The following is a 10,465-nucleotide window of genomic DNA, read 5'->3' as shown; positions in this document are numbered from 1 at the left end:
TGTCATATTCAACGTGGGAAGTGTTGATGGTGATACCACGAGCTTTTTCTTCCGGTGCGTTATCGATCTGGTCGAATGCGCGCGCAGAACCACCGTAGGTTTTAGCCAGAACGGTAGTGATTGCAGCGGTCAGAGTAGTTTTACCATGGTCAACGTGGCCGATAGTACCGACGTTGACGTGCGGTTTTGTACGTTCAAATTTTTCTTTAGACACGGCTATATTCCTTACTATAGCGCTCTCCCCTTCAGGAGAGAGCACGGGATTTTGGTTTAACCCTACGGCTTATTTGCCACGGGCTTCGATTACGGCCTGAGCAACGTTGTTCGGTGCGTCATCATACTTCAGGAACTCCATGGAGTAAGAAGCACGACCTTTGGTCAGAGAACGCAGCTGAGTTGCATATCCGAACATTTCAGACAGCGGAACTTCAGCGTGAATCATAACGCCAGTAACGTTGGATTCTTGACCACGCAGCATACCACGACGACGGCTAAGGTCACCGATGACGTCACCAGTGTTCTCTTCCGGAGTCTCTACTTCAACCTTCATGATCGGCTCAAGCAGAACTGGTTTCGCTTTCTTAAAGCCATCTTTGAAGGCAATAGAAGCGGCCAGTTTAAACGCCAGCTCGGAGGAGTCAACGTCATGGTAAGAACCGAAGTGCAGACGCACGCCGAGATCAACTACCGGGTAACCTGCCAGCGGACCAGCTTTCAGCTGTTCCTGAATACCTTTATCAACGGCAGGGATGTATTCACCAGGAATTACACCACCTTTGATGTCGTTGATGAACTCGTATCCTTTCGGATTTGAGCCCGGCTCCAGTGGGTACATGTCGATCACAACGTGACCATACTGACCGCGACCACCAGACTGCTTAGCATGTTTACCTTCAATATCGGTAACTTTAGAACGAATCGCTTCGCGGTAAGCAACCTGAGGTTTACCGACGTTCGCTTCAACGTTGAATTCACGCTTCATACGGTCAACGATGATGTCGAGGTGCAGCTCACCCATACCGGCGATAATAGTCTGGTTAGTTTCTTCGTCAGTCCATACGCGGAATGACGGGTCTTCTTTAGCCAGACGGCCCAGAGCCAGACCCATTTTTTCCTGGTCAGCTTTGGTTTTTGGTTCAACGGCGATCGAGATTACCGGCTCCGGGAACTCCATACGCTCCAGGATAATCACATTATCCTGGTCACACAGGGTGTCACCGGTAGTCACTTCTTTCAGACCAATCGCTGCAGCGATGTCGCCCGCACGAACTTCTTTGATCTCTTCACGTTTGTTGGCGTGCATCTGTACGATACGGCCCAGACGCTCACGTGCTGATTTCACCGGGTTGAACACGGTGTCGCCAGAGTTAACAACGCCAGAGTAAACGCGGAAGAAGGTCAGGTTACCAACAAACGGGTCGGTAGCAATTTTGAACGCCAGCGCAGCAAACGGCTCGTTGTCATCAGAGTGACGAACTGCCGGAGTGTCTTTACCGTCGTCCAGGATACCGTTAATCGCAGTAACATCAGTCGGCGCTGGCAGGTATTCAACAACCGCATCCAGCATCGCCTGAACACCTTTGTTCTTAAATGCAGAACCACAGGTAACCAGGATAATTTCGTTGTTAAGTACGCGCTTACGCAGAGAAGTTTTGATCTCTTCTTCAGTCAGCTCTTCGCCACCAAAGAATTTCTCCATCAGTTCGTCAGAACCTTCAGCAGCGGCTTCAATCAGTTTCTGGCGCCATTCTTCAGCCAGTTCCTGCATATCAGCTGGGATCTCTTCGTATTCGAAGGTCACGCCCTGATCGGCTTCATTCCAGTTGATAGCTTTCATTTTCACCAGGTCAACAACACCGGTGAATTTCTCTTCCGCGCCGATAGCCAGCTGCAGAGGGACCGGATTCGCGCCCAGACGCTTTTCAATCTGATCAACAACTTTCAGGAAGTTAGCACCCATACGGTCCATTTTGTTAACGAACGCGATACGTGGAACTTTATATTTGTTTGCCTGACGCCATACGGTTTCAGACTGTGGCTGAACACCACCAACAGCACAGTAAACCATTACCGCACCATCAAGAACACGCATGGAACGTTCTACTTCGATAGTGAAGTCAACGTGCCCTGGGGTGTCGATGATGTTGATGTGGTGTGGTTCGAACTGTTTAGCCATTCCTGACCAGAAACAGGTAGTCGCAGCGGACGTGATGGTAATACCACGTTCCTGCTCCTGCTCCATCCAGTCCATGGTAGCTGCGCCATCATGAACTTCACCGATTTTGTGGTTTACACCAGTGTAGAACAGAACACGTTCGGTAGTTGTTGTCTTACCGGCGTCGATATGAGCGCTGATACCAATGTTACGGTAGCGCTCAATGGGTGTTTTACGAGCCATTTGATTCCTCGTTTGTTTCTTTAGGCGTTCAGTTAAGTTATCCAAAACGGGCGACTTACCTGAAGCGCCCGTCTGGTGACTATGACTCCGAAGGGATTACCAACGGTAGTGAGCGAACGCCTTGTTGGCTTCTGCCATGCGGTGTACGTCTTCACGTTTCTTAACTGCAGTACCTTTGTTGTCTGCAGCATCAGAAAGTTCGTTCGCCAGACGCAGAGCCATGGATTTATCACCACGTTTACGAGCAGCTTCAACGATCCAACGCATTGCCAGAGCATTACGACGAACCGGACGGACTTCAACTGGAACCTGATAAGTAGAACCACCAACGCGGCGGGACTTAACTTCTACAGTCGGGCGAACGTTGTCGAGAGCGACTTCGAAAGCTTCCAGTTCATTTTTACCAGAACGCTGAGCCAGGGTCTCCAGCGCGCTGTATACGATAGCTTCTGCAGTAGATTTTTTACCATCTACCATCAGGATATTTACAAATTTTGCCAGCAGTTCTGATCCGAACTTAGGATCCGGAAGAATTTTACGCTGACCAATGACGCGACGACGTGGCATGGGAATACTCCGTTGTTAATTCAGGATTGTCCAAAACTCTAAGAGTTTAGTTTGACATTAAGGTAAAACAGTTTGGCCTTACTTAACGGAGAACCATTAAGCCTTAGGACGTTTCACGCCATATTTGGAGCGAGATTGCTTACGGTCTTTAACGCCGGAGCAGTCAAGCGCACCACGAACGGTGTGGTAACGAACACCCGGAAGGTCTTTTACACGACCGCCACGGATCAGGATCACGGAGTGTTCCTGCAGGTTGTGACCTTCACCACCGATGTAGGAAGTCACTTCAAAACCGTTGGTCAAACGCACACGGCATACTTTACGCAGTGCGGAGTTTGGTTTTTTAGGAGTGGTAGTATATACGCGAGTACATACGCCACGTTTCTGCGGGCAGGCTTCCAGTGCAGGCACGTTGCTCTTTGCAACTTTGCGTGCGCGTGGTTTGCGTACCAGCTGGTTAATTGTTGCCATTAAATAGCTCCTGGTTTTAGCTTTTGCTTCGTAAACATGTAATAAATCGCCTCAGATAATATGAGGACGCAGAATTCTAGGGCGGTGCCGAAAAGGTGTCAAGAAATATACAACAATCCTGCCATTACCAGGCCAACTGTCCAGGGTGTTTGAGCACAAGTCTGACGAAGTCAGTATAGCCGACCCTGATGACGCTGCCCGCAATTTGCCCCGTCAGGCCGCGGGCTTCAATATCATCCTGCAGCGCATGGATGGTTATGGGGGCGGAAAGCAGGATTTCAAGGTAGCGCCCGCCGGCAGCTGCCGCGATGACGCCATCGGAAAGCAGCAGCAGATCGTCGCCATCCTTTACCAGACGCAGCATCGCTGCCAGATCGGTATGCCATGGGGAAACGCTGAGAGTGTGGAGCATAGTGGCCTCAGAAGCGCAGTATCACGTTGAAATCATCGAGTCGGGCACGCAGCGCCTCTGGCTCCAGCCACTCGCCATCTATGACCCACCGCGTGGAGGGCGACAGGCCGCGCTCGCGGGCAGAAGCGGCGCACATCCAGCACTGTTCGATATCATACAGAGAGAAGAGCTTAAAGGTTGCGATATAGTCGCGAGCCAGAATGGTGCCTGGCCGCTGCTCCGGCAGCAGCTGAAACACGCCGTCCCCGATAAAGAAAACGCCGAGCTCGTCGGTGAGCGCTGAGGTGGCCAGCAGCGCATCCAGGCCTTCCCGGCCAGACGCGGAGCCATGAGGCGCGGAGGAAAAAACAAAGGCAACGCGTTTCATCAGAACTGCACCATCCGATCGCAGGTTAATGCAGCTTCCGCCAGCGCCCCAAGGCCGCTGAGCGTGAATCCGGGTTGCAGATTAGACGCAGACAAACCAAGCTGCTGCGCCTCATGTTCGTCCGTCACGCCGCGTCGCAGCGCCGCCGCAACGCAGATATGCAGCGAGACTGCATGCGCTTCGTGTAATTTTTGCCATGCCCGCACGAGGTCAAACTCATCGCTGGCGGGAGCGGTCAGCTGGTTAGCGTTATAGACGCCTTCGCGATAGAAAAAGACGCAAATCAGCTCATGCCCCTCCTCCAGCACGGCCTGCGCAAACTGCCAGGCGCTGCTGGCCTGCTGCGTACCGTAGGCCGGGCCCGTCACCGTAATGGCAAAACGCATTACTTATCCAGCCCCTGGAAATCACCGCTTTTGAACTGGCGGATATAGAGATACACCGTGTGCTTCGAGATATTCAGGCGATCGGCAACCTGGTTGATAGCATCCTTGATATCAAAGATCCCTTTCTCGTAAAGATTCAGGACGATCTGACGATTTTTGGCGTTATTGGAAACGTTGCGATCGGCGTTCACTTCTTCAATCGTAAACTCGAGGGTTTGCGCGACCAGATCGTCAACCGATGAGGCAAAGTTGACCTGCGAGTTCACTTCCGGCGTTTCCGGCGGAATAAAGGTGCTCATAATCTGGGAGAACGGGACATCGAGGTTCATGTTAATGCACAAAAGGCCGATCACCCGGTGCTCGCGGTTGCGTATCGCAATCGTCACCGACTTCATCAGCACTCCGCTTTTAGCGCGAGTAAAATAGCATTTGGAAACGCTGCTATCAGCTCCAGTCATATCGTGCAGCATACGCAGCGCCAGGTCAGTGATTGGCGAGCCGATTTGACGACCGGTATGTTCACCGTTGGCGATGCGAATGGCGGAACATTTCAGATCCTGTAAAGAATGCAGCACGATTTCACAGTGGGAACCAATGAGCATCGCTAACCCGTCCACCACCGCTTCATAGGATTTTAGGATATCGAAGTCGGTCTGGTCGAAAGGACGTTGATCCAGCAGGTCAAGCTCGCTGGTTTCGTTGGTTAAAAGCGACCTGGACATGAAAAAAAGCACTCCTTTTCAGGAGCCTGTCATTTTTTACACAAAACCGTTCAAGGTACGCCGCGGCGGCAAATCTGAGACAAATTCGTCAGCAGCGAATTTGACCAGCCGAAGGCTGGCTCTTGTAAGAGACAAGGTTGTCTCTTATCGATACCCAGGACCGAATCCAGTAAGAGGCTGGAGTCAGCAAATGCAGCCAGCTCAGAGGCAGCTTGAAGGATGAGGTGTAGCTTGTCAGGGCAGGCTCATCGTCATTAATAAGATTAAGCTATCTAAAGTAATACAGCGCTTGAGGCACTTTCCAGTTTTAATTATATCTGCCCCAAATAAAAAAGCCGCCGCCTTTGAGGGCGGCGGCGTCAATTCCATTACTTCTTAGCGTCTGCGCTCGCTGCATCCGCTTTTGCGTCAGCGGCAGCTTCAGGCTTCGCATCCGCTTTCGGAGCCGGTTTGATATCCAGAAGCTCTACGTCGAAGACCAGAGTAGAGTTAGCCGGGATACCCGGAACGCCGGTTTTGCCGTATGCCAGATCCGGTGGGATAACCAGCTGGATTTTACCGCCTTTCTTAATGTTCTTCAGGCCTTCAGTCCAGCCCGGGATCACGCCGTCCAGACGGAAAGAGAGAGGCTCGCCGCGGGTGTAGGAGTTATCGAACTCTTTACCGTCGATCAGCGTCCCTTTGTAGTTCACAACCACGGTATCGCTGTCTTTCGGTGCGTCACCGGTACCGGCTTTCTCGACTTTATACAGCAGGCCGGATTTAGAGGTTTTCACGCCCTTCTCTTTAGCGAAGGTGTCGCGATAGGTTTTACCTTTAGCATCGTTCTCAGATGCATCTTTTTCCATTTTTTGCTGAGCAGCAGTTTTCACACGAGTTTCAAACGCTTGCAGAGTCTGTTCGATTTCCTGATCGGAGAGTTTACTCTTATCGGCAAATGCGTCCTGCACGCCAGCGATCAGCTGATCTTTATCCAGTTTAATGCCCAGTTTCTCTTGTTCTTTCAGGGAGTTTTCCATGTAACGTCCCAGCGATGCACCCAGCGCATAAGCAGATTTCTGATCGTCATTTTTAAATGCCGATTTGCTTTCCGTTGCAGGTGCCGTCTTTGCAGCGGTATCCGCAGCAAAGGTCAGCGGTGCATTCAGCGCGACGGCCATCGTGGTCGCCAGCAGCGTTACTTTAAACAGTGATTTCATCCATTTCTCCAGGGCCGGGGCATCTCACCCCAGGGTTAGCGTAAAAAGCAAAAAATGTACTATAGAACGTTGCAGGACAAATCTACATACGGACGTACCTGAATATCGCCTCTTTTCAGACTATTTTTGTATGAATTAGTTTCCTGTCCGGCGTTACGATGCTGTACGAATGCTGAAAATTCAGTAGAATCCGCCCGCGAGATAAGACAGAAGAGGTTACTCATGCACGATAGCAAACTGGAGACTCGCCTGGCGGAGCTGGAAAGCCGGCTGGCGTATCAGGAAATCACCATTGAAGACCTCAACAAGACCGTTACCGCCCATGAGATCGAAATGGCAAAGATGCGTGAACACATGCGTCTGATGGTAGAAAAGCTGAAGGCGACGCAGTCATCGTACATCGCATCGCAGTCTGAAGAGACGCCGCCTCCACATTATTGAGGCGTAAAAAAAGCGGGTTTCCCCGCTTTTTTATAGCCGGCAGCGCTAGCCAACGCGCCTGCGGCTTGTAAGACGACAGGTCTTAGTGACAGCCGCAGCCGCCGTTACCGCCACAGCCGCCTTTGCCATGTTCGTGACCGTGGTCGTGGTCATGGCTGTGACCGTGGCCACCGCAGCATCCGTCATGATCGTGGTCATGGTCGTGATCGTGACCATTCGCGCCGTGTACATGACCGTGCTCCAGCTCTTCAGCCGTCGCTTCACGAATCGCCATAACTTCAACGTTGAACTTCAGGTTCTGGCCAGCCAGCATGTGGTTACCGTCAACAACTACGTGCTCGTCGTCAACTTCGGTAATTTCAACCGGTACCGGACCCTGATCGGTTTCCGCCAGGAAACGCATGCCAACCTGCAGCTCATCAACGCCCATGAAAACGTCTTTAGGAACGCGCTGAACCAGGTTTTCGTCATACTGGCCGTACGCATCGTTCGCGCCGACAGCAACGTCAAATTTGTCGCCCACTTCATGACCATCCAGCGCAGTTTCCAGGCCGGAAATCAGGGAGCCGTGACCATGCAGGTAGTCCAGCGGCGCGCTTACCGGAGACTCATCAACCAACACACCGTCTTCTGTACGTACCTGATAGGCCAGGCTGACCACCAGGTCTTTTGCTACTTTCATGATATCTCCTGAGCATGGGAAGAATAGTGGCGCAGATTGTAGCGGAATTCTGCAGCCGTGTACCCTCTAGCTTAAAAAAAGGCGACAGATAACGCTAGTCCGGATGAAAAATGCCGATCACTTGTTCGTCTTTACGTACGTGCTCGCGGGCCTCTTTATCCGCCTCGCGCATCTGGTGTCCGCACTTAACACACTCAACAATATCGACATTATTTTCACGCCACATTGCCAGAGAATCCTGGGCCTGGCACGCCGGGCATTTTGCCCCGGCGATAAAACGTTTACGCACTGCCATAATGATTTACCCTTTATTCAAACTCATCCCAGCCGTCAAGCTGCCTGCTCTCTTTCTGCATTTCACGCTGAAAAATCTCCTCCAGCTCCCGCCGGGCTTCCCGCACGCGCGATATCTGCAGAGTATCAGTATGTACCGGCATTAACTCTCGCAGCATTCGCATATCCAGACGACGGAAGTGCAGCTGCGCGCGCTGCGCCTGATGCGGATGCATTCCAACGCTGACCAGCGCCTTGCGCCCCAGCTCCAGCGCGCTGGAGAAGGTTTCGCGCGAGAACTGCACCACCCCGGCCTGCAGCAGCTCATGGGCCTCTACTCGGCCCCGCGCCCGCGCCAGAATGTGCAGATGTGGAAAGTGCTGCTGACACATCTCAACCAGCTTCATGGTATCTTCCGGCTCGTTGCAGGTAATCACGATTGACTGCGCGTCCTCCGCCCCCGCCGAGCGTAGCAGTTCCAGCTGCGTCGCATCGCCGAAGTAAACCTTATAGCCATATTTACGCATCAGGTTCACCGCGCTGATGTCACGCTCAAGCACGGTAATGCGCATTTTGTTGGCCATCAGCAGACGGCCAATGACCTGACCAAAGCGGCCGAAGCCGACGATAATCACCTGCGGTTTATCATCATCAACCCACGGCGCTTCGTCCTCTTCCTCCGGCTGGTTAAAGCGTCGGGAGAGCACGTAATCAATCAGGGTCATCAGCAGCGGCGTGGTCATCATCGACAGCGTAACCGTGACCAGCAGCAGCGCCATCTGGTCATTTTCGAACAGCCGCAGCGAAGCCGGTAACGAGAACAGCACAAAGGCAAACTCCCCGCCCTGGCTCAAAACTCCGGCAAACTGCATCCGCTCCGAGCTGCGAAGGCCGTACACCCGCGCCAGAACGTACAGCACGAGAGCTTTCACCATCACCAGCGCCGCGACGCTGGCGGCGACCCACAGCAGATGGGTGTAGAGAACGCCCAGATTCAGCGCCATGCCAACGGAGATAAAGAACAGGCCGAGCAGAAGACCTTTAAACGGCTCAATGGCGATTTCCAGCTCGTGGCGATATTCGCTTTCAGCCAGCAGCACCCCGGCGATAAAGGTCCCCAGCGCCATCGACAGGCCGAGCGCATCCATAAACAGCGCCGAACCCAACACCAGCAGCAGCGTCGCGGCGGTAAAAACCTCCCGCACGCCGGAGGCCGCGATAAAGCGGAACACCGGCCGCAGCAAAAAGCGGCCACCGATCAGCATGCCGGCAAAGGCCAGCACCTTCATCCCAATCGTCACCCAATCAAAGCGATCGTCGCCGGAGCCGGCCAGCAGCGGCACCAGCGCCAGCGCGGGGATCACCGCCAAATCCTGAAACAGTAGAACGGAGAACCCCAGCTGTCCGGACTCACTGCGGCTCATCCCCTTCTCGCGCATCAGCTGCAGCGCCATCGCCGTAGAGGACATCGCTAAGCCAATTCCGCCGACAACCGCCGCCTGCCACGTGAATCCGGTGACCATCAGCAGGCCGCCGAGGATTGCCGCGCTGCACAAAACCTGGGCCGCCCCCACGCCAAAAATGGAGCTTCTCAGGCGCCAGAGCTTCGACGGGTTGAGCTCAAGCCCGATGATAAACATCAGGAACACCACGCCCAGCTCGGAGAAATGAAGAATTTCATCGACGTCGCTGATGAACCCCAGCCCCCACGGGCCAATGGCGATCCCGGCGAGCAGATAGCCAAGCACCGCGCCAATGCCCAGCCGGGCGGCCAGCGGTACCGCGACGACGGCGGCGAACAGAAACAGCACGCCAGCCAAAAGCAGATCAGCTCCCGCCATTTATTACTCCTCCTGCCGCGATAGGGTTGGCCAACCAGTCACGATAAGCGCGCGCATGGCTTTTCAGATCGGCGGGCGATTGCCGACGGGCCCAGTAGACAATAATCGGGCTCATCCAGTGCATCCGGCACATGCCGGCGGTCAGTTCGAAAGGTCGGAGAATATCGTTCATTGGATAGCGGTTAGCGTCGCGACGGTAGGCGCTTTCCGGCTCGCCGGTGGTGATCACGCTACGCCAGTACTTTCCCGCCAGCTGATTCCCCCCGGCACCGCTGGCAAAACCGCGGCTCAGCACTCTGTCCAGCCACTCTTTTAGCAGCGCCGGGCAGCTCCACGTATAGAGCGGATGCTGGAAAACAATTACCTCATGCTGACGCAGGAGATCCTGCTCCCAGGCAATATCGATAAAAAAATCGGGATAGTGTGCGTAAAGATCGTGCACGGTGACGTTCGGCAGCTGTAAGGCCGGTTCAAGCAAAACCCGGTTGGCCACGGAATCCTGAGATTCTGGGTGGGCATACAGCAGCAAAACCTTCGCTGTCTGAGACATCATTCCCCTCCCAACGTCTTGTAGTGGCCTGAATAACGGCTGCGCCTCAACGCAACCAGAATGACTTTGTGTATCGTCTTCATTTTGGGCTACCATTGCGGCCCGGTGGAGCTATTTGCTACCACATTACATTATCATAATGACAAATTAACATAG

At 53.4% G+C, this 10,465-nt stretch carries 14 protein-coding genes; 1 reads left to right on the top strand and 13 read right to left on the bottom strand.

Annotated features, from left to right (window positions below; translation table 11 throughout):
• The 9 genes from GVK32_RS25440 to fkpA all read right to left on the bottom strand — a co-directional run.
• On the bottom strand, positions 1–214 hold a 214-nt coding region (locus GVK32_RS25440; protein ID WP_227256966.1), incomplete at its 3' end, for a GTP-binding protein.
• 69 nt (positions 215–283) lie between these two features.
• The gene (fusA, locus tag GVK32_RS25435) at positions 284–2,398 is read right to left on the bottom strand and encodes an elongation factor G (protein ID WP_159873359.1); all 2,115 of its coding nucleotides are present in this window, start codon (positions 2,396–2,398) and stop codon (positions 284–286) included.
• A gap of 96 nt (positions 2,399–2,494) precedes the next feature.
• Entirely contained in the window at positions 2,495–2,965 is a 471-nt protein-coding gene (gene rpsG / locus GVK32_RS25430; RefSeq protein ID WP_004106370.1) for a 30S ribosomal protein S7, read from the bottom strand.
• Positions 2,966–3,061: 96 nt separating this feature from the next.
• Positions 3,062–3,436 carry a 30S ribosomal protein S12 gene (rpsL, locus tag GVK32_RS25425; RefSeq protein ID WP_045854063.1) on the bottom strand — a complete coding sequence of 125 codons (375 nt, stop codon included), beginning with the start codon at positions 3,434–3,436 and terminating at the stop codon, positions 3,062–3,064.
• Positions 3,437–3,560: 124 nt separating this feature from the next.
• Complete coding sequence (gene tusB / locus GVK32_RS25420) at positions 3,561–3,848, bottom strand: sulfurtransferase complex subunit TusB (protein ID WP_123709758.1); 288 nt, start codon at positions 3,846–3,848, stop codon at positions 3,561–3,563.
• A 7-nt stretch (positions 3,849–3,855) separates the two neighbouring features.
• Entirely contained in the window at positions 3,856–4,215 is a 360-nt protein-coding gene (gene tusC / locus GVK32_RS25415; RefSeq protein WP_159873357.1) for a sulfurtransferase complex subunit TusC, read from the bottom strand.
• Positions 4,215–4,601, bottom strand: coding sequence for a sulfurtransferase complex subunit TusD (gene tusD, locus GVK32_RS25410; RefSeq protein WP_045854061.1), 387 nt, complete (start codon positions 4,599–4,601; stop codon positions 4,215–4,217). The genes tusC and tusD overlap by 1 nt, the downstream gene beginning before the upstream one ends.
• Positions 4,601–5,323: a transcriptional regulator gene (locus tag GVK32_RS25405; RefSeq protein ID WP_004868391.1), complete on the bottom strand. Its 723-nt coding sequence runs from the start codon at positions 5,321–5,323 to the stop codon at positions 4,601–4,603. The genes tusD and GVK32_RS25405 overlap by 1 nt, the downstream gene beginning before the upstream one ends.
• A 368-nt stretch (positions 5,324–5,691) precedes the next feature.
• Complete coding sequence (gene fkpA, locus GVK32_RS25400; RefSeq protein WP_159873355.1) at positions 5,692–6,522, bottom strand: FKBP-type peptidyl-prolyl cis-trans isomerase; 831 nt, start codon at positions 6,520–6,522, stop codon at positions 5,692–5,694.
• A 222-nt stretch (positions 6,523–6,744) separates the two neighbouring features.
• Here fkpA and GVK32_RS25395 point away from each other — a divergent pair, with 222 nt between their 5' ends.
• Complete coding sequence (locus GVK32_RS25395) at positions 6,745–6,963, top strand: protein SlyX (RefSeq protein WP_041142978.1); 219 nt, start codon at positions 6,745–6,747, stop codon at positions 6,961–6,963.
• Between the two features lie 82 nt (positions 6,964–7,045).
• Here GVK32_RS25395 and slyD read toward each other — a convergent pair whose 3' ends face one another.
• The 4 genes from slyD to kefG all read right to left on the bottom strand — a co-directional run bounded on the left by slyD (position 7,046) and on the right by kefG (position 10,312).
• Complete coding sequence (gene slyD / locus GVK32_RS25390; protein WP_159873353.1) at positions 7,046–7,645, bottom strand: peptidylprolyl isomerase; 600 nt, start codon at positions 7,643–7,645, stop codon at positions 7,046–7,048.
• 94 nt (positions 7,646–7,739) lie between these two features.
• The gene (locus GVK32_RS25385) at positions 7,740–7,940 is read right to left on the bottom strand and encodes a YheV family putative zinc ribbon protein (RefSeq protein ID WP_013364433.1); all 201 of its coding nucleotides are present in this window, start codon (positions 7,938–7,940) and stop codon (positions 7,740–7,742) included.
• A 13-nt stretch (positions 7,941–7,953) separates the two neighbouring features.
• Positions 7,954–9,759, bottom strand: a complete 1,806-nt coding sequence (gene kefB, locus GVK32_RS25380; protein ID WP_159873351.1) for a glutathione-regulated potassium-efflux system protein KefB — start codon at positions 9,757–9,759, stop codon at positions 7,954–7,956.
• Positions 9,746–10,312 carry a glutathione-regulated potassium-efflux system ancillary protein KefG gene (gene kefG, locus GVK32_RS25375; RefSeq protein WP_045854058.1) on the bottom strand — a complete coding sequence of 189 codons (567 nt, stop codon included), beginning with the start codon at positions 10,310–10,312 and terminating at the stop codon, positions 9,746–9,748. The genes kefB and kefG overlap by 14 nt, the downstream gene beginning before the upstream one ends.
• Positions 10,313–10,465 lie beyond the last annotated feature (153 nt).

The sequence above is a fragment of the Klebsiella sp. 18074 genome (genome assembly GCF_902705905.1).
GTDB lineage: Bacteria > Pseudomonadota > Gammaproteobacteria > Enterobacterales > Enterobacteriaceae > Klebsiella > Klebsiella terrigena.
Note: the sequence above shows the minus strand (reverse complement) of the source record. Positions and strands in the feature narration are given on the sequence as shown.

Coding starts and splice junctions, on each gene's coding strand:
- fusA (WP_159873359.1), bottom strand. CDS start 2,398: ATGGCTCGTAAAACACCCATTGAGCGCTACCGTAACATTGGTATCAGC.
- rpsG (WP_004106370.1), bottom strand. CDS start 2,965: ATGCCACGTCGTCGCGTCATTGGTCAGCGTAAAATTCTTCCGGATCCT.
- rpsL (WP_045854063.1), bottom strand. CDS start 3,436: ATGGCAACAATTAACCAGCTGGTACGCAAACCACGCGCACGCAAAGTT.
- tusB (WP_123709758.1), bottom strand. CDS start 3,848: ATGCTCCACACTCTCAGCGTTTCCCCATGGCATACCGATCTGGCAGCG.
- tusC (WP_159873357.1), bottom strand. CDS start 4,215: ATGAAACGCGTTGCCTTTGTTTTTTCCTCCGCGCCTCATGGCTCCGCG.
- tusD (WP_045854061.1), bottom strand. CDS start 4,601: ATGCGTTTTGCCATTACGGTGACGGGCCCGGCCTACGGTACGCAGCAG.
- GVK32_RS25405 (WP_004868391.1), bottom strand. CDS start 5,323: ATGTCCAGGTCGCTTTTAACCAACGAAACCAGCGAGCTTGACCTGCTG.
- fkpA (WP_159873355.1), bottom strand. CDS start 6,522: ATGAAATCACTGTTTAAAGTAACGCTGCTGGCGACCACGATGGCCGTC.
- GVK32_RS25395 (WP_041142978.1), top strand. CDS start 6,745: ATGCACGATAGCAAACTGGAGACTCGCCTGGCGGAGCTGGAAAGCCGG.
- slyD (WP_159873353.1), bottom strand. CDS start 7,645: ATGAAAGTAGCAAAAGACCTGGTGGTCAGCCTGGCCTATCAGGTACGT.
- GVK32_RS25385 (WP_013364433.1), bottom strand. CDS start 7,940: ATGGCAGTGCGTAAACGTTTTATCGCCGGGGCAAAATGCCCGGCGTGC.
- kefB (WP_159873351.1), bottom strand. CDS start 9,759: ATGGCGGGAGCTGATCTGCTTTTGGCTGGCGTGCTGTTTCTGTTCGCC.
- kefG (WP_045854058.1), bottom strand. CDS start 10,312: ATGATGTCTCAGACAGCGAAGGTTTTGCTGCTGTATGCCCACCCAGAA.